This is a genomic window from Planktothrix sp. PLAVEN19ND (assembly GCF_057220675.1).
Genome location: NZ_CM170132.1, coordinates 3,200,468 through 3,222,838 on the forward strand (window position 1 = coordinate 3,200,468; position 22,371 = coordinate 3,222,838).

At 41.0% G+C, this 22,371-nt stretch carries 23 protein-coding genes; 11 read left to right on the top strand and 12 right to left on the bottom strand.

From position 1 onward, the window contains the following. Positions 1-123 precede the first annotated feature (123 nt). The gene (locus AC2D3N_RS14150) at positions 124-780 is read left to right on the top strand and encodes a pentapeptide repeat-containing protein (protein WP_484691226.1); all 657 of its coding nucleotides are present in this window, start codon (positions 124-126) and stop codon (positions 778-780) included. A 106-nt stretch (positions 781-886) separates the two neighbouring features. On the opposite strand, the gene malQ is transcribed toward AC2D3N_RS14150, so the two are convergent. Next, positions 887-2,395, bottom strand: coding sequence for a 4-alpha-glucanotransferase (gene malQ, locus AC2D3N_RS14155; protein WP_484691227.1), 1,509 nt, complete (start codon positions 2,393-2,395; stop codon positions 887-889). Between the two features lie 331 nt (positions 2,396-2,726). On the opposite strand from malQ, the gene AC2D3N_RS14160 reads away from it, so the two are divergent. Continuing rightward, positions 2,727-4,469: an SdrD B-like domain-containing protein gene (locus AC2D3N_RS14160; RefSeq protein WP_484691228.1), complete on the top strand. Its 1,743-nt coding sequence runs from the start codon at positions 2,727-2,729 to the stop codon at positions 4,467-4,469. A gap of 53 nt (positions 4,470-4,522) precedes the next feature. Here the strand turns inward: AC2D3N_RS14160 and AC2D3N_RS14165 are convergent, their stop codons facing one another. Together AC2D3N_RS14165 and ebsA are read right to left on the bottom strand one after the other, a co-directional pair. Further along, positions 4,523-5,617, bottom strand: a complete 1,095-nt coding sequence (locus AC2D3N_RS14165; protein WP_079681317.1) for a phosphotransacetylase family protein — start codon at positions 5,615-5,617, stop codon at positions 4,523-4,525. Between the two features lie 155 nt (positions 5,618-5,772). Next, positions 5,773-6,162: a type IV pilus biogenesis protein EbsA gene (gene ebsA / locus AC2D3N_RS14170; RefSeq protein ID WP_200816858.1), complete on the bottom strand. Its 390-nt coding sequence runs from the start codon at positions 6,160-6,162 to the stop codon at positions 5,773-5,775. 117 nt (positions 6,163-6,279) lie between these two features. Between ebsA and AC2D3N_RS14175 the strand changes: the two genes are divergently transcribed. From AC2D3N_RS14175 to AC2D3N_RS14195, 5 genes are all read left to right on the top strand, one after another. Next, positions 6,280-7,836 carry a glycosyltransferase family 2 protein gene (locus AC2D3N_RS14175; RefSeq protein WP_484691229.1) on the top strand — a complete coding sequence of 519 codons (1,557 nt, stop codon included), beginning with the start codon at positions 6,280-6,282 and terminating at the stop codon, positions 7,834-7,836. Between the two features lie 285 nt (positions 7,837-8,121). Beyond that, positions 8,122-9,276, top strand: coding sequence for an ATP-grasp domain-containing protein (locus AC2D3N_RS14180; RefSeq protein WP_079681319.1), 1,155 nt, complete (start codon positions 8,122-8,124; stop codon positions 9,274-9,276). A gap of 36 nt (positions 9,277-9,312) precedes the next feature. After that, positions 9,313-10,215 carry a succinate--CoA ligase subunit alpha gene (locus AC2D3N_RS14185; RefSeq protein ID WP_484691230.1) on the top strand — a complete coding sequence of 301 codons (903 nt, stop codon included), beginning with the start codon at positions 9,313-9,315 and terminating at the stop codon, positions 10,213-10,215. A gap of 77 nt (positions 10,216-10,292) precedes the next feature. Next, positions 10,293-11,603 (top strand): serine hydrolase, encoded by a 1,311-nt coding sequence (locus tag AC2D3N_RS14190; protein ID WP_484691231.1) that lies wholly within the window; start codon positions 10,293-10,295, stop codon positions 11,601-11,603. A gap of 133 nt (positions 11,604-11,736) precedes the next feature. Beyond that, a complete protein-coding gene (locus AC2D3N_RS14195) occupies positions 11,737-12,567 on the top strand; it encodes an alpha/beta fold hydrolase (RefSeq protein WP_484691232.1) in 831 nt (276 codons plus the stop codon). A 26-nt stretch (positions 12,568-12,593) separates the two neighbouring features. Here AC2D3N_RS14195 and AC2D3N_RS14200 read toward each other — a convergent pair whose 3' ends face one another. The 7 genes from AC2D3N_RS14200 to AC2D3N_RS14230 form a co-directional block, all read right to left on the bottom strand. After that, a complete protein-coding gene (locus tag AC2D3N_RS14200; protein WP_079681324.1) occupies positions 12,594-12,818 on the bottom strand; it encodes a DUF1816 domain-containing protein in 225 nt (74 codons plus the stop codon). Positions 12,819-13,078: 260 nt separating this feature from the next. Next, positions 13,079-14,659, bottom strand: a complete 1,581-nt coding sequence (gene rlmB / locus AC2D3N_RS14205) for a 23S rRNA (guanosine(2251)-2'-O)-methyltransferase RlmB (RefSeq protein ID WP_484691233.1) — start codon at positions 14,657-14,659, stop codon at positions 13,079-13,081. 286 nt (positions 14,660-14,945) lie between these two features. After that, positions 14,946-15,341, bottom strand: a complete 396-nt coding sequence (locus AC2D3N_RS14210; RefSeq protein ID WP_079681326.1) for a Mini-ribonuclease 3 — start codon at positions 15,339-15,341, stop codon at positions 14,946-14,948. 133 nt (positions 15,342-15,474) lie between these two features. Continuing rightward, positions 15,475-15,840: an STAS domain-containing protein gene (locus AC2D3N_RS14215; protein ID WP_079681327.1), complete on the bottom strand. Its 366-nt coding sequence runs from the start codon at positions 15,838-15,840 to the stop codon at positions 15,475-15,477. Between the two features lie 105 nt (positions 15,841-15,945). Beyond that, the gene (carA, locus tag AC2D3N_RS14220; protein ID WP_079681328.1) at positions 15,946-17,097 is read right to left on the bottom strand and encodes a glutamine-hydrolyzing carbamoyl-phosphate synthase small subunit; all 1,152 of its coding nucleotides are present in this window, start codon (positions 17,095-17,097) and stop codon (positions 15,946-15,948) included. Between the two features lie 147 nt (positions 17,098-17,244). Beyond that, positions 17,245-17,976, bottom strand: coding sequence for an SIMPL domain-containing protein (locus tag AC2D3N_RS14225; RefSeq protein ID WP_484691234.1), 732 nt, complete (start codon positions 17,974-17,976; stop codon positions 17,245-17,247). A gap of 197 nt (positions 17,977-18,173) precedes the next feature. Then, positions 18,174-18,995 (bottom strand): DNA/RNA non-specific endonuclease, encoded by an 822-nt coding sequence (locus AC2D3N_RS14230; RefSeq protein WP_484691235.1) that lies wholly within the window; start codon positions 18,993-18,995, stop codon positions 18,174-18,176. Between the two features lie 145 nt (positions 18,996-19,140). Here AC2D3N_RS14230 and AC2D3N_RS14235 point away from each other — a divergent pair, with 145 nt between their 5' ends. The 4 genes from AC2D3N_RS14235 to AC2D3N_RS14250 are packed head-to-tail and all read left to right on the top strand — an operon-like array spanning position 19,141 to position 21,248. After that, positions 19,141-19,821 carry a J domain-containing protein gene (locus AC2D3N_RS14235; RefSeq protein ID WP_484691236.1) on the top strand — a complete coding sequence of 227 codons (681 nt, stop codon included), beginning with the start codon at positions 19,141-19,143 and terminating at the stop codon, positions 19,819-19,821. 53 nt (positions 19,822-19,874) lie between these two features. Next, positions 19,875-20,468, top strand: a complete 594-nt coding sequence (locus AC2D3N_RS14240) for a Uma2 family endonuclease (protein WP_484691237.1) — start codon at positions 19,875-19,877, stop codon at positions 20,466-20,468. Between the two features lie 52 nt (positions 20,469-20,520). After that, positions 20,521-20,763 (top strand): UPF0175 family protein, encoded by a 243-nt coding sequence (locus AC2D3N_RS14245; RefSeq protein WP_484691238.1) that lies wholly within the window; start codon positions 20,521-20,523, stop codon positions 20,761-20,763. Beyond that, on the top strand, positions 20,763-21,248 hold the full coding sequence (locus tag AC2D3N_RS14250; RefSeq protein ID WP_484691239.1) for a PIN domain-containing protein: 486 nt from the start codon (positions 20,763-20,765) through the stop codon (positions 21,246-21,248). Before AC2D3N_RS14245 ends, AC2D3N_RS14250 begins: the two co-directional genes overlap by 1 nt. A gap of 68 nt (positions 21,249-21,316) precedes the next feature. Here AC2D3N_RS14250 and AC2D3N_RS14255 read toward each other — a convergent pair whose 3' ends face one another. Both AC2D3N_RS14255 and AC2D3N_RS14260 read right to left on the bottom strand, forming a co-directional pair. Continuing rightward, positions 21,317-21,565, bottom strand: coding sequence for a hypothetical protein (locus AC2D3N_RS14255; RefSeq protein WP_484691240.1), 249 nt, complete (start codon positions 21,563-21,565; stop codon positions 21,317-21,319). Between the two features lie 265 nt (positions 21,566-21,830). Beyond that, positions 21,831-22,256 (bottom strand): FG-GAP repeat domain-containing protein, encoded by a 426-nt coding sequence (locus AC2D3N_RS14260; RefSeq protein WP_484691241.1) that lies wholly within the window; start codon positions 22,254-22,256, stop codon positions 21,831-21,833. Positions 22,257-22,371 lie beyond the last annotated feature (115 nt).

Here is a 22,371-nt window from a genome sequence, read left to right on the forward strand (position 1 = left end):
TTCTCAGTGATTTCCGTCACACGGGGATCAAAACAATATCACATACAACTGGGATTTCACGCATACCCCAATGCCCGATAATAATAGATGATGTAGAAGATAAAGTTTTTTGAGGGTGTGGGTATGAAATTCGCAACAGTAGCCACCACAGTAGTAATGATGATTTTGGGTTTAACTGTTCCCGCTCAGGCTGAGAACCCCGCCCATCTCAAGCAGCTATTGGAAACCAAAAACTGCCCTGGATGTGACCTCAGTGGCGCTCAGTTAGCAGGTGTGAATCTTCAGGGTGCTAATCTTCGAGATGCCAACTTGAAAGGAGTTAATTTACAGGGTGCTAATCTGAATGAAGTGAATTTTAATCGGGCTGTATTGACCGAGGCAAATTTAGAAAATGCCAATCTGGTTGCAGCTAAATTACATGGGGCTAATTTAGAAAAATCTAATTTAAGCCATTCTAACTTGAGTTTGGCGGGTTTAGTGATTGCTAATTTGAATAATGCTAACTTGAGTCATGCTAATCTGATTGGAGCAAATTTAGAGAGTGCAGATTTAACGGGTGCTAACCTGAGAAATGCTCAACAATCTGTTGCTACTTTAGGTCAAGTGAAGCTACAAGAAGGCAGTTTATACGGATTTGATGTCAGTGGTGTTAATTTGCGCGATGCTGATTTAACAGGTGCTAATCTCACGGGTGCAAATTTAACCGCTTCAGACTTAGCTGGAGCGACTTTGGAAAATACAACAATGATTAATGCCAATTTAATGGATATTCGTCGCTAAGAACAAGATTCCATTTTCCCACGCCGTCGTTAATGGGTAATTACGAATTACGAATGGGAATGGGTAATAGCAAAAGTTTACCTCCCCTATTCCCTGTTCCCTATTTTTATCGACTATAAAGTTGATTTAACTTGAATAAGCGATCGCTTAATTCCTGAGTTAATAATTCCGAACTTTGATAACGCCACCGCCAATTTCCATCATTATGACTCGGATCATTCATTCTGGCATCATGCCCTAAATTAAGAATATCCTGGAGAGGAATAATGGCTAAACTGGCAATGGAACTTAAGGCTAAACGAATCATCACCCAATTAATATTAGTGATTTCATCGGGAGAAGCATAACCCAAATATTCAGCAAAATGCTGTTTTTCTGCGGGACTGGCAGTTTCCCACCAACCGATGGCCGTATCATTATCATGGGTTCCTGTATAAACCAAACAATTTTGCATATAATGATGGGGAAGATAAACATTATTGGCATCGCCACCAAAACCAAATTGTAAAATTTTCATTCCCGGGAAATGATAATGATCTCGCAATTGTTCCACTTCTGGAGTAATAATTCCTAAATCTTCTGCTAAAACTGGTAAATCTCCTAACTGTTGTTTGAGGGTATCAAAAAATTCATAACCAGGTGCTTTAATCCATTCACCCTTAATCGCATTTTTTTCATGTCCAGGAACCCGCCAATAGGCTTCAAAGGCTCGAAAATGGTCAATCCGAACATAATCTGCATATTCCAAAGTGGCTTTAAATCGTTCTATCCACCAAGCAAATTTTGTGTTTTGTAGTTCCTCCCAATTATAAATCGGATTTCCCCATAATTGTCCGGTTTCACTAAAGAAATCAGGGGGAACTCCGGCAATATAAATGGGTTCTAAAGTTTCCGAATCTAGTTGAAATAAATTGGGATTTGACCAAACTTCGACACTATTATAACACACATAAATAGAAATATCTCCAATAATTTTTATGCCTTTTTGATTGGCATATTGACGTAATTTTTCCCATTGTTTAAAAAAGATAAATTGGAGAAATTTTTGATAGGCTATGGGTTCTTTTAATTCTTCGGTTTTGACTTTTAAGGCATCGGGATCTCGATGGGCTAAAGCGGGTTCCCAATCATTCCAACCTTGGCCCCCATGGGCTTCTAATAAGGCCATAAATAAGGCATAATCATCTAACCAAGAGGCGTGTTTTTGACAAAATTTTTCAAAGTCTGGAGAAAGGTTTTGGTCTAATTGTTCTTGAAAGCGAGTGTAGGCTTTTTTGAAATATAAGGTTTTGTGGGGAATAACCGCTTCAAAATTAACCTGGTTAGAGTCTTTATCCCCTAATGGAATAATTTCTTGAGCTTCTAATAATCTTTCTTGGGCTAGTTCTTCTAAACTAATCATTAACGGATTACCCGCAAAGGTACTATAATTCATAATATAAGGAGAATGTTCTTCTCCTGTTGGCCCCAGGGGTAATATCTGCCACAATTTATAACCACTTTGTTGTAAAAAATCAATAAATTCATAGGCGGATTTTCCTAGATCTCCAATTCCATGTTGACTGGGAAAAGAGGTGGGATGAAGTAAAATTCCACTAGAACGTTGAAATAACATGGTCATATTAGGCTAATTTTTTATTTTCATAAAAGTACCATAGATTGAAACCAACAGCATCTTTCTCAGGATAGGGAACTGCTGAAAAATGTTAAGATTTGATAAAAAAGACTTCTCAAAAATAATGAATTTCTCTGATTGATCAATTGCAAGAGTCTATAACTATAGTAAGATTCCCCATTCCCCATTCCCTCTCTTAAAATTAAATTCTCTGACTTCTGAACTAGATGAAAATCAAAATATAGGGTAGCATGATACCCAGATTCCCAGTTTTCATCGGAAAAACCATCAAGAGTCGTCAGTTAATAGTCATAAAAGGACAATTTATTTTATGGACGCTGTATTTTCAATTGATTCACCCTCCTCTAGCGCAATTCCTCTTTTCAGTGGAGAGCAACCATTAGAACTTCCCCCTTCCCTGGGTTTGAGTGCTAGTGGCCTAGTTCCTGCGATCCCGGTTACCATACTAGAAAGCCAGGATCTCACAGTACCTGTAGACCCTAATATTGATGCGATTACTAGGGAAGGTCTCCAAAACCCGGCTCCTGTTGCAATAGCTTCAGGACAAAACCTCAGCGGTGTTAACTTCGGAAATACTCAATTAGGCTCCATCAGTGGAATTAAATTTAACGATCTCAATCGTGATGGCCTGCTAACGACAGGGGAACCCGCTTTAGCCGGATGGACTATCTTTATTGATGCCAATAATAATGGAACCCGGGAAGCAACAGAACCCAGCACGGTAACAAATGCCACGGGTGCTTATGCCTTCAGCAGCTTAACTCCAGGCAACTATACCATCCGAGAAGTACAGCAAGCCGGATGGGTACAAACCACGGTTAACCCAGCCCCAGTGGGTGTCACTGGAGGTAGCAATATTGCCGGAATTAACTTTGGTAACAACCAATCTGGCACGATTACAGGGATTAAATTCAACGATAATAACGGTAACGCTTTACTTGATGCCGGGGAAACCCCATTACAGGGCTGGACAATTTTTGCCGATGGCAATGCTAATGGCATTCTCGATGCCGGAGAAGGAAGGGCCGTGACAGGCACCGATGGTCGTTACACCTTCGCTAATCTTCCACCAGGTAGTTATACCATTCGAGAAGTACAGCAATCAGGATGGACACAAACCACGCCCAACCCCGGCGCTATCGGAGTCACTGGTGGAACAAATGCCATTATTAACTTTGGTAACCGTCAGTTTGGTTCCATTAGTGGGGTGAAATTTAATGACCTCAATAGCAATGCCACCTTCGATACCGGGGAAGTAGGTTTAGCCGGGTGGACTATTTTTATTGATGCCAATGGCAATGGCACCCTGGAAGCCACAGAACCAACTACGGTAACAAATGCCACGGGTGCTTATGCTTTCGCCAATATTCCCCCGGGTAACTATGGTGTTCGAGAAGTCCAGCAACCCGGATGGAAACAAACCACCCCCAACCCTGGCCCGGTGAACCTAACCGGGGGAGCTAATATCACCGGAATTAACTTTGGTAACAACCAATTGGGAACTATCACCGGTTTAAAGTTCAGTGATACCAACGGTAACGCCCTACTGGATGCGGGTGAAACCCCCCTACCCGGGTGGACGATTTTTATTGATGCCAACGGCAATGGCACGCTTGAAGCCACAGAAGCAGCTGCCGTCACAGGTGCAAATGGTCGCTACTCCTTTGCGAATGTTCCGGTAGGAAATTATACCCTGCGGGAAGTACAGCAAACTGGATGGACACAAACGACCCCCAACCCTGGCCCCGTTGGCATTACTGGTGGCACGAATGCTATCGTCAACTTTGGTAACCGTCAATTCGGTTCCATCAGTGGAATAAAGTTCAATGATGCGAATGCCAATGGTGTGTTTAATGCGGGTGAAACCCCTTTGCAGGGGTGGACAATTTATATTGATGCCAATGGTAACGGCGTTGTTGACCCCACCGAACCAACAACCGTAACGGGAGCAAATGGTAGTTATACCTTTACTAATGTTCCTCCCGGTAATTATGTGTTGCGGGAAGTTCAACAACCCGGATGGGTTCAAACGGTTCCCCCATTACCTGCTTAGTTAGAGTAGGAAGAATAAGAATTGAGAATTAGGATAACTTCTTGTCTTAATTCTTAATTCTTAATTGCTGACACAGGCAGAGAAATTCCTAACCATTGGATAAAACGATCCAGTTCAAAATGTTTTTCCATGAGTTGATTCACCGCAGCAACTTTGATCGGTTCATGGAGACGAACTTGACCAAAAGTTCGATCAATAATTTCCACCGTTGCTAAGGTGTCTAAATCAACCGAAAGAACTGGAACTTCTAAATCTTCAGCCCGACTTAAAACCATAGGTGCCGGGGGAAGTTGACCGGTTAGAATTAAACAGTGAGTGGACTTTTCTAAGGCCGCCAGTTGAATATCCGTACGGTCACCCCCGGTAACCACAGCCATATTCACAGATTTATCAAAATACTTCATTGCTGAACTCACATTCATCGCCCCAACACTTAGACTTTCTACCATCAAATCTAAGCGTTCCCGACCACAAAGTACCTGGGCTTTCAACTGTTTAACTAATTCTTTAACCGTAACACTGCGTAAAATAGGATTTCTGGGTAAAACTCCAAATACTGGAATCCCTTGGGCTTCCAAAAAGGGTTGGATACGAGTTGTTGTAACTTCTAGTTCTTCGGGGGGAACATCATTAATAATAATACCTAATAAGCGATCGCCTAAACGTTGTTGAGCGTACAGTAAATCATCTAATGCCAAATGGGAATGCAAACGCGCCACCAACAAAACTGACGCATCTAGTTGATCCGCGATTTGAGGAACAGATAAACCAAATAACAGCCCCTCTTGTAAGGTTCTTGGCCCTTCGAGTAAAATCAAATCAGCAGAGGATGTTTGTTGATAGGAAGTCAGGGATTCACTATATTTGAGCGGATCTTCCCCCTGTAAACGCCGATAAATTGTGGTTTCATCTAGGGTTAAAATCGGAAATCGCAATTGCTCCTGAGATAATTTTAAGGTTTGAGCCACAAACTGAAGATCAGCATCAAAGGATTCATCCTCATCACTGATATCGGTAGCCAAAGGCTTACCATAAACTATCTTTAACCCTTTATCCTGGAACAGATGACCCAGACCCAAGGCAATTGCTGATTTGCCGGTGTAAGGCTCTGTTGACCCGATTAATATAGACTTTCCAAACTCAGTCACGAAATTTACTCCTCAATTTTTTATCGATTAATTCAAAAAATTATGACATTTTCCCCAGTTAGACTGAATTCTTAAAATACTCTTAGTTATCAGTCTTTTCAACAGAAATTGTCAGGGTTTGACCATAGCCTTTTTATTGTAGAGTGAATCCTTATTTAATGATCCAAATGCAAAAGTTTCTTGTAGAACTCTTGAGAAAAATCAACGGTACGAGTCCGGCTAAAATTTTGCAGAACTTCAATTAAATACTTAATAAACTCGTGGTTGCACAGGATCACTTCATAACTGAGATCGGCATTGCCATCAAACTGTACCCGACAACGGGTTAAATCGGCGGGTAAAGAAGAAGTATTCCAGGTTGCCACAAAGGGAATTCCATCCCCTCCATCAATATTGCGAGCGCCTTCCAAACTTTTTTCTTTATAGAGACTAATCGAATAGGGTAAGTATTTCCGCTTCTTCTCATCATAGTAGGGCAGGTAGACCCCAATTTCCCGTTTCTCAGCCGCTTTGAGTTGAGTCAGAGCCACTGTGGTGTCAGTCATAGATTTTTGCTCCTGTGATCGGATTACCTACTCTTAATTTATCCCATTTTTTTGGTCACAATATTAGATACACTGGTAGCAGATTGGACGAATATTGAGGGGTAAATTAGATTATCTATGCCAAAACAGTCTTGGCCAGAACAGGATTCTGATAATAGTGACATCAAGAAGCTCACCCGTGATCAAGAGTGTCCTGGTGAATCTCCGGCTCCCCAGTCTCAAATGAATCAGGAGGAAAGTCGATACCGTGAGACTGGATCATCCGTGCTTTACCCCTCGGTTGCCCCTTCGACTCAAAGCCACTCAAATTTCCAGGTTTTTCCCCATTGGTATCAAGGCCGCAGACGCAAAGCCGCCCTTGCCTTAATCTTAATTTGGGGCGGGATGATTGCCCTGCATTTTGTGTCCTGGGGGATGGAGTTTATCCTGGGTTTAACGGGTCTATTATCTATTCACGCCATCAGAATTTTCTCGGCCAAAATACCTTCCCTACAGTTAACTACGCCAGTACAACCCCAACAGGATTGGCCCTATATTTCCCTATTAGTGGCGGCTAAAAACGAAGAAGCCGTTATTAGTCAGTTAGTTAAAAATTTATGTAACTTGGATTATCCCAGTGATTGTTATGAATTATGGGTTGTTGATGATCATAGTAGCGATAAAACCCCTATAGTTCTGGAAAAACTCGGCCAAGACTATCCACAACTCAAAGTATTGCGGCGCTCGGCGAATGCCAGTGGGGGAAAATCAGGCGCCCTAAATCAAGTTTTAGCCTTAACTCAAGGAGAGATTATCGGGGTCTTTGATGCCGATGCCCAAATTGCACCGGATATGTTACGCCATATTGTTCCCCGATTCCATCGAGAATCAGTGGGAGCCGTCCAAGTGCGAAAAGCAATTAATAATGCCTCCGAAAATTTTTGGACTCGCTCCCAAGCCGCAGAAATGGCTTTAGATGCCTATTTCCAAGAAAAACGCATTAGTATTGGTGGGATTGGAGAACTGCGGGGCAATGGGCAGTTTGTCCGACGGGAAGCCCTGTTAAGCTGTGGCGGTTGGAATGAAGAAACCATTACCGATGATTTGGATTTAACCATTCGGCTGCATTTGGATCAATGGGATATTGAATGTTTATCCTTTCCCCCCGTATACGAGGAGGGAGTCACCAATTTTCAAGCCCTTTGGCATCAACGCAACCGTTGGGCAGAAGGCGGCTATCAACGCTATTTAGACTATTGGCAGTTGATTGTAAGCAACCGCATGGGAACTCAAAAAACCCTGGATTTGCTTTGTTTTTGGCTCACCCAATATATCTTACCGACGGCGGTAGTTCCTGATTTGGTGCTATCGCTAATTCAACGCCGTCTACCCTTAACCACACCCCTAACCTGTTTTACCCTAATTCTATCTCTATTGGGAATGTTCTTAGGATTACGAAGGATTCGTCAAACACAAGGGACAATGGTTAATGTTAACCCGGAATTGGGTTCAACCCCTAGCGGCAAGACATCGCCTCCCCTCTCCGAAAAATTAACCCTTTGGACTGATACCCTGCGGGGTACGATCTATATGCTCCACTGGTTATTGGTGGTGGGGAGTACAACGACTCGGATGGGGATTCGTCCCAAACAACTCAAGTGGGTAAAGACCGTTCATCAAGGCAATAATCAGTAATCACCTCATCAGTCAACAGTTATCAGTTATCCGTTATCAGTTAAGAGTTAAGAGTTAAGCCCGGATGCGAGGTTATTGGATAATCGTCAAACCCTCGTAGTCCCAGCTTCCTCGCTGGCTGGGATATAGACTTTAACTGCTTAACATCTTAATTAACTCTTAACTCTTACACTGATAACTAATAACTGATAACTAATAACTGGTACGGGCGGGTTCCGTTAGATCTTTGTTAATCACCTAAATCTCGATGAACCCGCCCCTACAACTAATAACTAATAACTAATTATGGATTTGCTAGAGTATCAAGCTAAAACCTTATTTCGTGAGATGGGGATTCCGGTTTTACCCTCACAACAGATTGATAACGCCCAAGACTTAAAGGGTTTAAAAATTCCCTATCCAGTGGTGTTAAAATCCCAAGTCCGGGCTGGAGGTAGGGGAAAAGCTGGAGGAATTCGCTTTGCGGAAAATACCATCGATGCGGTTGCTGCGGCCCAAATGATTTTTAATTTGCCGATTCGGGGTGAATGTCCCCAAGTCCTATTAGCAGAGGCTAAATATGATGCAGATCGGGAATTATACTTAGCCGTCACCTTGGATTCCGGGTCACGGCGTCCGGTATTATTGGGATCGCAACAGGGCGGGGTGAATGTGGAAGCAACTCTCTCCAAAATTCAGCAGGTGATTGTGGATCAAGATTTTTCTCCTTTTTATGCTCGACGGTTAATCCTAAAAATGGGATTGCAGGGAGATTTAATTCTCTTGGTCAGTGCCATTGTGGAAAAAATGTATCGTCTGTTTGTGCAGAAAGATTTGGATCTCGTAGAAATTAATCCCCTGGGGATTAGTCCCACCGGAGAGGTGATGGCATTGGATGGCAAAGTCATTGCCAATGATGGAGCATTAGGACGCCATGAAGACTTAATTACTTTACTCAAAGCTCAAGAAAAATGTAGTTCTCTCTCCCTGCCGATAATTTCTGATCAATTGTTTCACCCCGAACTAAATTTAGTCGAATTACAAGGTAATATTGGGATTTTATGCAATGGTGCAGGTTTAACGATGGCAACTTTAGATTTAATCATGCAATCCTCGGGAAAACCTGCTAATTTCTTAAATTTAGGCGGGGCAGATCACTATGAAATTACAGAAAATTTTCGTCAGCGTTTATATCAAGGAATTGATCAAATTACCCAATCTAAACAGGTTAAAGTTGTGATTATTAATTTTTGGGTTCAACCAATCATTCGTTCTTCGTTATTAGTAGAAATTGCCACATATTTGAAACGAAAAGCTAGAACCAGTAATTTACCTAAATTTGTTCTGATGTTGGCTGGAATTAAACCGGAATCTGATATAGAACAGTTTACTGATTTACCTGTGAATTTGTTCGATCAGTTGGATTTAGCTGTGACGGCGGCCATTAATTTAGCCAAATAGTTTTTTTTGATTAACTGTGTAAAACTTCCTCGAATTATGAATTTAACTCCTGATAGTAAAGTCATTATACAGGGTACAACAATATCACCCTCCTTAACTCATGCAGTGGTGCAAATGAAAACCTATGGCACTCGTGTTGTCGCCTGTGTCTGTCCGGGTCAGGGAGGACAGGAGTTAAGTGAAATTCCGATCTTTGATTTGGTAGAACAAGTAATTACAAATGTGGGTGAAATCGATATTAGTGTAATTTTTGTTCACCCCTATCAAGTTTTAGATGCGGCATTAGAAGCAATGGCGGCGGGAATTCGTCAATTAATTATTGTGACGGAGGGAATGCCCCCTTTAGATATGGTGCATTTAGTTCGGAAGGCGGAAATTACAGAAACCTTGGTGGTTGGCCCTAATTGTTCGGGAATTATTATTCCTGATCAATTGTTATTAGGAACCCATCCGGTTGAATTTTATCAACACGGAAATGTGGGATTATTAAGTCGCAGTAGTACCTTAACCTATGAAGTGGCGGCGGAGTTAACTAAAGCGGGATTAGGTCAATCAGTTGCTGTTAGTATTGGCAGTGATTTTATTGTTGGTTCTTCGTTTCTGCAATGGTTAGAAATTTTGGATGAAGATGAAAATACAGATGTTATTGTTTTAGTCGGAGAAATGGGGGGAACTAGCGAAGAAGAAGCCGCTTCTTATATTGCGGAATCGATTGATACACCCGTTATTGCTTATGTTGCCGGGTTACACGCTCCTACTACTAAACTTTTGGGTCATGCTAGTCTATTAATGACTTCAAAAGTTGTTAAGAATATGCTTGATCCTGGAACAGTTGAAAGCAAAGTTTCTGCTTTTAAAAATGCTGAAGTTCTTGTTGCTAAACAGCCCTCGGAAATTCCAATATTAGTCAAAAAAGTGATAAGAAAACAAAAAAAATAACGGATTTTATAATCATGCAGGTCTTCTTGCTCCCATTTTTGATAAACTGATGGAACCTGTGTGTGAGGAGTTTAAGGATGCGTCAAGTGTGGCGTTGGGCTACAACGGTAACAGCTAGTATGGCAATGATCTTGGGTCTGGGACTGACTCAGACACTTCCTTCCCTGGGGACGGCTTCAGAATTGTATGGGGCTGGTTCTTTAAAAGAGTTAATTAACCTACGCGATCGCTTAATTCAAGAGTTAGAAACTCCTCCAAAAAATAAACCCGAACCTAATTTTTTTAACTCTTTATTTACCGATCCCCTGAAATTTGAGCCGAACGAAGTTTTATTACAAAAGTTAAAAACCGTTGAGATTCAAATGTTAGTTGAAGAACGTGCCGAGGATAACTGGCAACAAGCTATCCGTTTAGCAAATCAAGCTCGAAAAGTTGCTAATCCTGATGATCCTTCTCCTCAGCAGCGAAAACAAGTCCAAGAACTTTGGGAAAAAGCGATTAATAATTTAGAGGAAATTTCCTCCCGTTCCTTATTAGCCCGTCAAACTTCTAACAAAATTAAAGAATACAAATTCAGCTTATCAGAAATTACCGATGAATTGTTAGACGCTCGCTCAAAAATATTAGAACAAATTCGTCAAGAAAGTGGCTTAACTCGTCAAGCTATGTTAACGGTTTGTACCTTAAAACGAGACTGCGTTAATTTACGAGGAAATGAACCTCCGGCGAGTCCTGCGAGTTTAATTAAAGTTCCCGTGGCGATCGCACTTTTACATAAAACAGGTGAAGAAAAAATTAGTTTAGAGCAAAAAGTTCTGGTCGTGGGGGGTAACTTTACCGAAGATGCTTCATCGATTCAAGCTCGTCAATCCTACTCCTTAAAAGACTTAATGGGACAAATGATTGATCACAGTAGTAACATTGCTACCAATCAATTAATTGATTATTTGGGTTCCGATTATATTAATAAATATTTAGAATCCCAAGGCTATAAATTCACCAAAGTTAATTTTAAATTAATGGGTGATCGGATTATGCCTTGGCGACCGGGAACTGGAAGAAATAGATTAACCAGTAATGAACTCACGGAAATGATGGTACAGGTTTATAATTATGAACATCCCTCATCCCAGGTATTAATTGATGCCTTAAATCGTCAATATGATCGGGTCATTGGTTATGCGGGGTTACAAGGATTACCGAAAACTCAATGGTTAGGAGAAAAAACTGGTCAAAATTCCCGGGTAATTGGAACAACGGTGGCGGCTCAAATTAATGGAGAAAAATATATTATTACCGCTATTGATAATAATACAGCCAATGTTCCCCAAATTAGCACGAGCGTTCATAAAATAGCTGAATATATTGTTGAGAATGGGCAACTTTAATCAGTTAACAGTTATCAGTTATCAGTTTAAGAGTTATCAGTTATCAGTGTAGAAATGTTACAAAAGCCTGAATGCTGCTTGCAGGTTAAAGTGTAGGTAGTTGACGACCGATCTAAATTCACGAGGTTAGCAATTGCGGTTAAATACCCAAATTCAAGGTCAAGGATTTCCGATTATTTGTTTACATGGACATCCGGGTTCGAGTCAGTGTATGTCTGTTTTTACTAACCGTTTTTCGCAACGGTATCTTACCCTCACACCGGATTTAAGAGGTTATGGAAAAAGTCGCACCCGTCAACGGTTTGAAATGGGGGATCATTTGCAGGATTTAGAAACAATTTTTCAAGACTTTAATATTGATCAATGTCTGGTTTTGGGATGGTCATTAGGGGGAATTTTAGCCTTAGAATTAGCCTTAAAATTTCCCGAAAAAGTTAAAGGTTTAATCTTAATTGCTTCTGCGGCAAAACCGAGGGGAAATCATCCTCAAATTTCTAACTTAGATTATGTTTATACGGGTTTAGCTGGAATGATTAATTGGGTATTCCCGAGTTGGCGATGGAATATTGAAACTTTGGGAAAGCGATCGCTATTTCGCTATTTAATTCAACAACATAATTCTATTGCCTACCACTATTTAGCAAAAGAGGCAATTCCAGCTTTTATACAAACTTCTGGGTTTGCCACTCAAGCCTTAAATGAATCTTTGAGATTAGGTTATAATCGCTTGGAATACTTACAACAAATTCACTGTCCGGCTTTGGTTTTAGCGGGAGAATGCGATCGCCATATTACCGCCGCATCCAGTCAAGAAACGGCGCAATTATTACCCAATTCCCAGTTTTATTGTTACCCGAATACCGCCCATTTATTCCCTTGGGAAATTCCTCAAACAGTGCTGACAGATATTGATCATTGGATCGCTGAATTATCGTTAGGCGATCGCCCCTACTCGGAGCGCTAAAGCGCAACAACAAACTGTCTTATTATTTATGCAATGGTTAGGATATTGGGTTTACACCGTTTAATCTTAACTTTAATTCCTTGTGCGTGCTCTGCTTCTAGGTCTTCGAGATAACCAAATTGAGAAGTTCGAGCCTCTTGTTGACTGATAAATGGCCCGAAATAGTAGGTACAGTTTGGAGTTTCTGTCAGAATTTCTACCCAGAAAGCAAATCCAAAAACGTTGAGTAGGCTAATCAGAATTTCTTTCATATTCACTATCAATGATCTTGATTTTTTCAATAAACTGAGCAAAGTCTTTATCTGCAAAAATCAACCCTTATCAATGAATTTTAGATTAAACAAATATTTTAATTGCTCAGAATAGGCGAGAGAGTTTCCAGGGAAAAGTTAAATTTTTTAGATGTAACCGATCTGAAAACTCTGTATTTATGAAGCTCGAATTCCATAGGGTTGTTATTGAATGGTTTATTTAAACGATTCCAACCCTAAAGCATCCGTTTATACTTTTTTTAACTCAAATCAGGTGCGGGAAATTGTCTTTGACGATAAATTTCATACAGCGCCATTCCCGTTGCTACGGAAACATTTAAACTGGCAGTTTCTCCCGATAGGGGAATTGAAACTAAAACATCACAGTTTTGTTCAATTAAATGACTCAAACCTTCCCCTTCATTCCCAACAACTAGGGCGATCGCACCATTAAACGCCACAGTCGGTAAGGATTGTTGGGCGGTAGATGAAGTGCCATAAATCCAAAATCCAGCGGCTTTGAGGTCTTCTAAAGCCCGACTCAGATTAACCACTCTGGCGACGGGGAAAGTTTCCAATGCACCAGCGGCAACTTTCATCACCGTTGAGGTAATACCCACAGCCCGACGTTGGGGTATAATCAGACCCTGCGCTCCAATGGCTTCTGCTGTCCGAATGATAGCACCTAAATTGTGGGGATCATGAATCCCATCGGCAACCAGAATTACGGGTTGAACACTTGCGGTTTGGGCACTTTCGATTAACTCACTCAGATCTTTATAACTATAGGGAGAAACTTGAGCGGCCACACCTTGATGATTAGCGCCTTGGGTGAGTTGATCTAAGCGCTGATAAGTGACTTCATCCAGAATCGCACCGTTGGCTTTTGCTTCTTGCAATAACTTGAAAAATCGGGGATCGGATTTGAGTTGGGAAACAACCCAAATTCGACTTAGCGCTCGCTCATTTTCTAACGCAGCTTGAACAGTACGTCGTCCATAAATTAATTCATTTTCAACATCTAAGGATTCGATATATTCATCAACAAATTCTGGTTTGACATCTTCAATAATTCGTTGACTTTTTTGGGGATAAGGTAAATAATTTTGATGTTGTCTAGGTTGGTGTTGATCCGAGAATCGGCTAGGTTTTTCTCTTGTTCTTTCTTCTGGTTGGGAAGGAGAAAAAGATTGCTTTCTTTCGTCTGAAAATTTTCGATAGTTGTCGGATTGCTCATCAGAAAATCGGTAGGATTTTCTGTCATCGACAAATCGAGACGGTTTTCTGTCATCGGAGAATCGAGACGGTTTTCTGTCATCGGAGAATCGAGACGGTTTTCTGTCATCGGAGAATCGAGACGGTTTTCTGTCATCGGAGAATCGAGACGGTTTTCTGTCATCGGCAAATCGAGACGGTTTTCTGTCATCGGAGAATCGAGACGGTTTTCTGTCATCGGCAAATCGAGACGGTTTTCTGTCATCGGAGAATCGAGACGGTTTTCTGTCATCGGAGAATCGAGACGGTTTTCTGTCATCGGCAAATCGAGACGGTTTTCTGTCATCGGCAAATCGAGACGGTTTTCTGTCATCGGCAAATCGAGACGGTTTTCTGTCATCGGCAAATCGAGACGGTTTTCTGTCATCGGAGAATCGAGACGGTTTTCTGTCATCGGAGAATCGAGACGGTTTTCTGTCATCGGAGAATCGAGACGGTTTTCTGTCATCGGAGAATCGAGACGGTTTGCTGTTATCTCGTTCTCCAGATTTAGAATTAAACTTAGAGCGAGTCGATGGTTTTTTAGAAGATTTCGATGGAGAATTGGAACTACTAAACTTTGGCATAATAATTAGCGAGATAGGAAATAGATGGTTGTAGAGATAGGGGCTTGATCAATTGACGTTAACGACCGCCTAAAACCCCTGTTTTTGTTCTATATTTGATCCCCCTAAATCCCCCTTAAAAAGGGGGACTTTGAAAATCCGTTTCCTTAATAAAGGGGGACTTTGAAAATCCACTTCCCCCCTTTTTAAGGGGGGTTAGGGGGGATCGGATCTAGGCTGTAATTAGGAGTTTTCGACTAAATTTGACAGGTTTTCCCCGCGTCATTGAGGAGCCAACAGTCAAAAATCAACAATCTTTAGAATCAAGCTCAAGATAATTAAACAATTCCTCTAAACGTTGCGGATTCGTTAAATACAAATACCCGAATAATGCTTCTAAACTGGTGGCTTGCTGGTAAGTTTGGGGATCGAGCCTTTTGGGATAACTAAAAGCAGCATTTCGACCCCGTTTTAAAACTTCTAATTCCGTTTCGGTAAGGTGAGGTTCTAGCGATCGCAAGTGACGAGCTTGACTTTCGGCGCGAACTTGAGACACGACTAACTGATGATACAAATGTGATCGCTTTGGGGGCATCAGATAAAAACTACGAATGTAGAGTTCATAAACGGCATCTCCTAAATAGGCCCAAGACGCAGGAGAAATCCGTTGAACCTGTTCTGGTGATAGGCTTTGATCGAGCATTTGATCCAGAGGTAGAGACTAACCAACAGATTAACTCGTTAGTCATTAAAAAGTCGTCGTAAAGATTTTTCCACCCTTATCCCACTGACTGAGTAACCTCACCTTATCAAGGGTGGCACTACCCAATTGATGTTCACATCTGGGCGTTTTTGATGTTTTCTATCGCATCTTCTACAGATGGCTGTAAAGAGAGAAACTTTTCCAAGCGAACCAGTTTAACAGTTTGAGTTACACGAGGATTGGAAACAATCTGTAAAGTTCCATCGTCGCTCTGTTGAGCTCTTTTCACAAGCTGCACGAGCGCCCCTAATCCCGAACTGTCTACAAAATCTATCTGAGAGAGATCCAATATAATGTGCTTGGGGCCTTTTTCTATATAATTACTAACCACCTTCGTAAAAGTGCCTTCTGAGAAAGCATCCATCAATCCAGTTAGCCGAAAGATCTGATAGTTGTCTTGGACATACCTTGTACCGCGTAGGCTCACGGTTAAATTCAGTTTCTCAGAAATGATACCCTCCTAACTACATAAAGCTTGACATCGCCGATCTAGTATAAGGGCTTTTCAAGGAATTGTCTACTGAGTTAGGAGGGAGAAAGGATTTTAATTTTGTTCTTGCTGTTGCCGCATAGCTTGAACAAAACGCTCAAACAGATAGTCAGCGTCATGGGGGCCAGGACTGGCTTCGGGGTGATATTGAACCGAAAACAGAGGTAAAGTTTTGTGTTTCAAGCCCGCAACGGTGCGATCATTCAGATTCAGGTGGGTAATTTGGACATCTGAGGCTAGGGTATCGGGATCAATAGCAAACCCATGATTTTGACTGGTAATTTCCACTTGTTGCTGTGCCAGACCTGCGGGTTGATTTAACCCACGATGGCCGAATTTGAGCTTAAAGGTTTCAGCCCCTAGGGAGAGACCTAAAATTTGATGGCCCATACAAATCCCAAATACGGGTTTTTCCGCCTTGACTAACTCTTTTGTGGTGGCGATGCCTTCGGTAACGGCGGCGGGATCACCAGGGCCATTAGATAGGAAGATACCATCGGGATTATATTTAAGAATCTCCTCTGGGGAGGTACTCGCTGGAACCACAATCACCCGACAGCCATAACTAGCTAACCGTCGCAGAATATTGCGTTTCACCCCAAAATCTAAGGCGACGACGGTATAGCGGGGTTCTTGATCTCCGGTGGCAGAATTATTAAATTCCCAAGCACTGTCCGTGGGTTCGAGCCATTCATAGGTTTTTTTGGTGGTGACTTCTTTAACCAGGTTTAACCCAGCCATACTAGGGGCTTGTTCCACTAAAGTTCTGAGTTCGCCAGGATCTAAAATTTCCGTGGAAATCGCCCCATTTATCGCCCCAACGGTACGAATTTTGCGAGTTAGGGCGCGGGTATCAATCCCATAAATACCGGGGATATGGTGCTGTTTTAAATAGTCAGGTAGGGACTGAGTGGAACGCCAATTACTGGGACGGTGACAGATATTACGGGCGATCGCCCCCCGAACCTGGGGATGGATAGATTCTTCATCTTCAGGATTAACCCCAGTATTGCCCAACTCGGGATAGGTAAAGGTAACAATTTGTCCACAATAGCTAGGATCGGTCAATACTTCTTGATATCCGGTCATACCCGTATTAAAGACAACTTCTCCAATCACGGTTCCCGGAGCGCCGAATGACCAGCCCGTATAGGTGGTTCCATCAGCAAGAACAAGTAAAGCGGGTTGTGCAGAGGTCAGGGACATTTGATCTACCTTGAATCTGGAATCACCTCAATATTATTCCAGACTGACGAATGGATCTTGTCCTGGTGTTGTGATTACATGACTTTAGGGAATGGGGAATGGGGAATGGGGAATTGAACCTGTTTAACTTCTTCAATATCCGACTACCTAATAACTAATTTGCAAGGTGACGGAGGCTCTAACCTGTTGTTCTCCGCCCACAACGGGAGTGGCTGGGGCTGCTGCTACGGCATCGGCTCGATACATTACGGGCATGGGGACGGGGGCGCTGGCATTATTGACTTGAATTCCGATAATTTCTCTACTGGTTAAATTCAAGGCGCTTAATACGGCGTTAGCCTGACTTTCGGCCTCTTGGGTGGCAAGTTTTAAAGCCTGTTGTTGGGCGGCGTTAATTTCGGTATCGGAGGCAATGAAACTAATCCCGTCAATGCGGGTTGCTCCGGCTTTGACGGCATCATCAAGCAGACTTCCGACTTTTTCGGTGTTTAATTTGAAACTGACGGTATTGGTGGCGGAATATCCGGTTAATCGTTGTTGATCGTTGGCATAACTGTAGGTGGGGTTGAGGCGAATTCCGGTGGTTTCGAGTTTCTCAACATTGCGCGATCGCAGTAATTCTATCACCGAGGCTGTCCGTTTTGCGGCTTCCGTTTGAACTTCCTCGGCGGTTTTCCCTAAAACTTCCACCCCTAACTGTACTTGGGTTTGGGTGGTGGGAATGGTAACTACTCCTTGACCACTAACCGTCAGGGTTCTTACCCGTTGCTCCTGGGCGAAAACTGGAGCAATTAAGGGAATACTCACTAATCCTAAACTTAAGGATAAGGCGGTAATTAGACTCCAGGGATTGATTGAAGAAGATTGATTTAAAGACATTGTAGACGTTCTCTCAAGTACGAAAGGGGTATAGCCATCAGGATATTATGACTGATACAGAAGTTGTTTTTATCCCGGCTATTCTTCGATTTCGCTCTATTATTCCAAGATTCGGGATGAACAGTCATCTGTAGGGGCGGGTTCATCAAGATTTAGGTGATTAACCAATATCTAAAAGAACCCGCCCGTACCAGAAATCAGTCATCAGTTAAGCTCTCTAGTTTGTCTTGAATATTCTTAGGAATATTTGTTAAAAAATCTAATCCTGTATGTGTTTCAATTTCATCGACGGAAACTCGATAATCTTGCCAGTTATTTTTTAAGGAATTAGAGTTGGGGATTCTCACCGCAATAATACGGGTATTTTCCGTAATCTTCTGATTGGGTTTATCTAAAATAACAATAATTTTCCAATTCCATTTCGGAACAGTTACTTTACCTTTAGCAATGGTTTTTAGTTTACCTTCACCGCCAGTAATTATATATAATTCCTTGCCTTTTTCTAGCAATTCTCGACAGTCCTGTTCTAAATCGCTCCAAATCCCACGATTTAATGCTGGGGCTTGGGGAATAATATTAGTCATGAGAAAAGTTGTGCTATTCTGGTCAAGGTTTTTGGTGCGATCGCCCGATGGAACTAAATGACCCCGATCATAACCTGTACCCCGATAATCATTAGGTTTGACTTGATACCAACCTGGGGGTAAACTCGGATCAGGTCTTAAATTATTTTGACGTTTTACTGTTCCTAACCAAGATGAATTAAGTTGCCAAATGACCCAATTTGCTGTTCCGGTTTGGCTATTATAAGAAAGAACAAATTCAGGTTTTTCGATTAGAAAATTAGTGGGATTTTCAGGGTCAGCCGTTGCTCGACTCGGGTTTCCGAGTTTCAGATGAATCTCCGATGCTGTTGGCGGTTTAAATAGAGTTTGACATCCGGTTAAAGTCAGGAAAACAGCAAACCCAATACCCAAATAGCGTAAGATATTCAACCCTGATACTTTACTTAATTTCATATTAACCCTAAACCATAATTCATACTATTAATAATAATCCATAGCCCAGAAAAAAAATACTAGCCATTATCAATCGCGATCGCGCTACAATGAATAGGGTCTGAAAACCATGTTATAGGAATCCCTAATTAATCGATAAATCGGTATGACTACGCTCAAAAATTACTACAGTACCTTACAAGTTAACCCCGCAGCCACAGCCGCAGAAATCAAACAAGCTTATCGTCGATTAGCAAAAGTCTTCCATCCTGATAGTCAAAATCAATCGGCGGATCACAACCAAATTATTCAGATTAATGCGGCTTATGAAATATTAAGTGATCCAAAAAAACGTCAGTCCCATGATCGAGAACTCGGTTTAGACAAAAATCCCGATTTCGACTCCGTAAAACCCTTTGTTTCCAAGGTTAAAAAACAAGCAACCGAAGCCGATGCAGAATTAACGATTTGGATTGATAAAGTTTATAAACCCATTAATCGTTCTATCAATCAAATTTTAAAACCCCTAAAATCGGAAGTCAACAAATTATCAGCCGATCCCTTTGACGATCAATTAATGGAGGAGTTTCAAGCCTATATTGAACTTTGTAAAAACTTGCTAAGTCAAGCTCAAACCCTCTTTCGTTCTCGACGAAATCCCTCCCCCGTTGCCGGAGTTGCTGCCCATATTTATTATACCCTAAATCATGTAGAAGATGGACTGAATGAATTAGAAACCTTTACTCTGAATTATGATTATTCTTCCCTACATACGGGACAAGAAATGTTTAGAATGGCATCCGGTTCCCGTCGAGAAGCCCAGGAAGAAATGAAAAAGATTTCCTAATAACTAAAAAGGTGTTATAATTGAATCTATATTTTGAGACTATTGCAACCCTTATGGATACAATAATTTCTTTACCCAATCCCCTGGAATTGCAAATCGACTTAACTGATGAACAGTATTTTCAACTCTGTCAAAATAACCGATACTATAAATTTGAGCGATCAGCAACAGGAGAATTAATTATCATGTCACCAACAGGGGGTGAAACCGGAAACTGTAACTTTAACCTAGCTGGAGAATTAGCAATTTGGAATAAACAAACTAAACTGGGATTAGCTTTTGATTCTTCAACAGGTTTTAAACTACCCAATGGTGCAGATCGAGCGCCGGATTTATCTTGGGTTAAACTGGAACGATGGAATGGGTTAACTCCTGAACAAAAAAAGAAATTTCTGCCTCTATGTCCAGATTTTGTGATTGAATTACGTTCAGAAACAGATACTCTCAAAACCCTAAGAAACAAAATGCAAGAGTATCTGGAAAATGGGACTCAACTGGGTTGGTTAATAGACCCTCAAAATCAGCGTGTAGAAATCTATCGTTTCGGGAAAGAAGTGGAAATTTTACAATCTCCAGTTAATATATCGGGGGAAGATGTGCTCCCGGGGTTTGTATTAGATTTACAAGAAATTTGGAACATCGGTTAAAATATAGAAATACTAAAATTGCTATAATTTAAACAAAACTTTAGTAACAACCATGAGTATGTTAGTCTCAGATGAAATTATACAAGCTAGTGGCTTATCAGAACAGGAACTTTTATTGGAAATTGTGATGATGCTGTTCCAAAAAGACAAAATTAGCTTAGGAAAAGCGAGTGAATTGCTTGGAATACATCGAATGCAATTTCAGAAATTACTGGCTGATCGTGGTCTTTGTGTTCATTATGATGTCGCTGAATTTCAAGAAGATCTCAAAACATTGCAGGAAGTGGGTTCATAATGATAATTGTGAGCAACACTTCGCCCATTTCAAATTTAGCAAAAGTTGGGCAAATTAACCTTTTAGAACAACTATATAAAACAGTTCTGATTCCTACTGCGGTTCATGATGAATTGCTGGATGAGAGGGCTGGAGAGACTGTCGTTAAAGCAGTTAAATCAGCAATTTGGTTAAAAATACAACCTGTTCAGAATCAAGAATTAGTAAACGAACTACGAAATATTACAAATTTGGGAGAGGCTGAAGCGATCGCTCTTGCTGTTGAAGTCAATGCCAGCCGACTGCTGATCGATGAGCGTTTAGGTAGACAAGTAGCGACAAACCAAGGATTAAGAATTATGGGAGTGTTTGGTGTTCTGTTGAGTGCGAAACAGCAAGGGTTAATTACAGTAGTTAAACCTGTGATAGATGATTTGATCTCTCAAGCAAATTTTCGAGTGAGTAGTAAACTCTACGCAGATGTTTTAAGGGAAGCAAATGAATAGGTTTATGACTCTGAAAATGTAAACGTTACAAAAACGCAAGATAACATTGGTATCCAGCAGATATCTAATCATTCTTCGTAAATGCACTCACGGCCAAAGGCTTCATCGGGTAAACTCACACTTGTTGTAGGGAGTTGAGAAATCCAATTACGGAACTCTTTAGCCCGCTCTGTTGGTGTTGCTTTTTGCCAAAATGGAATAAAAGATGATGTCACTTGACTAGATTGAGATTCAATCGAACTGATGAAATTAGCAATCTTCTTCAGTTGATCTTCATTGAGTTTGTCTAATTCCTGTTTAAGTTTTTCTCGCAGCATAACTGACTAATAAGTTAAATATCATTAATTATATCATAACCCTAGTTCCGTTTAGCCCAATAAATCGGGTTTCTGACCGTTATTTATTGACTTAAACAAGATTTGTTGTTCAGAAACCCGGTTTCTCTGTAAATTCTAATGAAGTTGCGATCGCCTTTGAAAATAAAAAGCTATCGCAGTATTCTATTATATAAAGAAACCCGATTTCTTTAATAAATCGGGTTTTTGGGGTTGATTTAATCCAACCGAATATTCCTATCAATCATTATTTATTAAGACGAAATTCGCTTCTAGTAAAACCTCTCTCACCTGCTAATAGACAGGACTCATAAACATTGGGTACATTACCGACCCACCGACAAAAATCAGCCCTTCCATCTCCATTGACATCCTCCATCCATCTCGGCATATCATTATATCCTTTGTCAACTCCTGCTATAGTATTAAACGTATACTGATTAGGGTGGAAACCATCATTAGTTCCTAACTGACAAGATAAGAAAACTTTTCCTTCGTTACCAACAAAACGACAAAAATCTGGTTTGCCGTCTGCATTTACATCAGCCATCCAGTTAGGAAGCTCTACATATCCTCTATCTGAACCCAGTGGTGCTGCTAGAGATGATTTCATCACAAATATTGAGCTTATTCCTAATATAATCAGGAATATTTTTTGGCTTTTATTTTTCATATATTTACTACCTCAAAGACTATTATTTATAAGTCTTACTATTATATTATCCTATATAATTAGAGTTTGTCTATTCGTAAAAAGTATTATTTTGTAAGCTGTTTTGTTGGTGTTT

Coding starts and splice junctions, on each gene's coding strand:
- AC2D3N_RS14150 (WP_484691226.1), top strand. CDS start 124: ATGAAATTCGCAACAGTAGCCACCACAGTAGTAATGATGATTTTGGGT.
- malQ (WP_484691227.1), bottom strand. CDS start 2,395: ATGTTATTTCAACGTTCTAGTGGAATTTTACTTCATCCCACCTCTTTT.
- AC2D3N_RS14160 (WP_484691228.1), top strand. CDS start 2,727: ATGGACGCTGTATTTTCAATTGATTCACCCTCCTCTAGCGCAATTCCT.
- ebsA (WP_200816858.1), bottom strand. CDS start 6,162: ATGACTGACACCACAGTGGCTCTGACTCAACTCAAAGCGGCTGAGAAA.
- AC2D3N_RS14175 (WP_484691229.1), top strand. CDS start 6,280: ATGCCAAAACAGTCTTGGCCAGAACAGGATTCTGATAATAGTGACATC.
- AC2D3N_RS14180 (WP_079681319.1), top strand. CDS start 8,122: ATGGATTTGCTAGAGTATCAAGCTAAAACCTTATTTCGTGAGATGGGG.
- AC2D3N_RS14185 (WP_484691230.1), top strand. CDS start 9,313: ATGAATTTAACTCCTGATAGTAAAGTCATTATACAGGGTACAACAATA.
- AC2D3N_RS14190 (WP_484691231.1), top strand. CDS start 10,293: ATGCGTCAAGTGTGGCGTTGGGCTACAACGGTAACAGCTAGTATGGCA.
- AC2D3N_RS14200 (WP_079681324.1), bottom strand. CDS start 12,818: ATGAAAGAAATTCTGATTAGCCTACTCAACGTTTTTGGATTTGCTTTC.
- rlmB (WP_484691233.1), bottom strand. CDS start 14,659: ATGCCAAAGTTTAGTAGTTCCAATTCTCCATCGAAATCTTCTAAAAAA.
- AC2D3N_RS14210 (WP_079681326.1), bottom strand. CDS start 15,341: ATGCTCGATCAAAGCCTATCACCAGAACAGGTTCAACGGATTTCTCCT.
- carA (WP_079681328.1), bottom strand. CDS start 17,097: ATGTCCCTGACCTCTGCACAACCCGCTTTACTTGTTCTTGCTGATGGA.
- AC2D3N_RS14225 (WP_484691234.1), bottom strand. CDS start 17,976: ATGTCTTTAAATCAATCTTCTTCAATCAATCCCTGGAGTCTAATTACC.
- AC2D3N_RS14230 (WP_484691235.1), bottom strand. CDS start 18,995: ATGAAATTAAGTAAAGTATCAGGGTTGAATATCTTACGCTATTTGGGT.
- AC2D3N_RS14235 (WP_484691236.1), top strand. CDS start 19,141: ATGACTACGCTCAAAAATTACTACAGTACCTTACAAGTTAACCCCGCA.
- AC2D3N_RS14240 (WP_484691237.1), top strand. CDS start 19,875: ATGGATACAATAATTTCTTTACCCAATCCCCTGGAATTGCAAATCGAC.
- AC2D3N_RS14245 (WP_484691238.1), top strand. CDS start 20,521: ATGAGTATGTTAGTCTCAGATGAAATTATACAAGCTAGTGGCTTATCA.
- AC2D3N_RS14250 (WP_484691239.1), top strand. CDS start 20,763: ATGATAATTGTGAGCAACACTTCGCCCATTTCAAATTTAGCAAAAGTT.
- AC2D3N_RS14255 (WP_484691240.1), bottom strand. CDS start 21,565: ATGCTGCGAGAAAAACTTAAACAGGAATTAGACAAACTCAATGAAGAT.
- AC2D3N_RS14260 (WP_484691241.1), bottom strand. CDS start 22,256: ATGAAAAATAAAAGCCAAAAAATATTCCTGATTATATTAGGAATAAGC.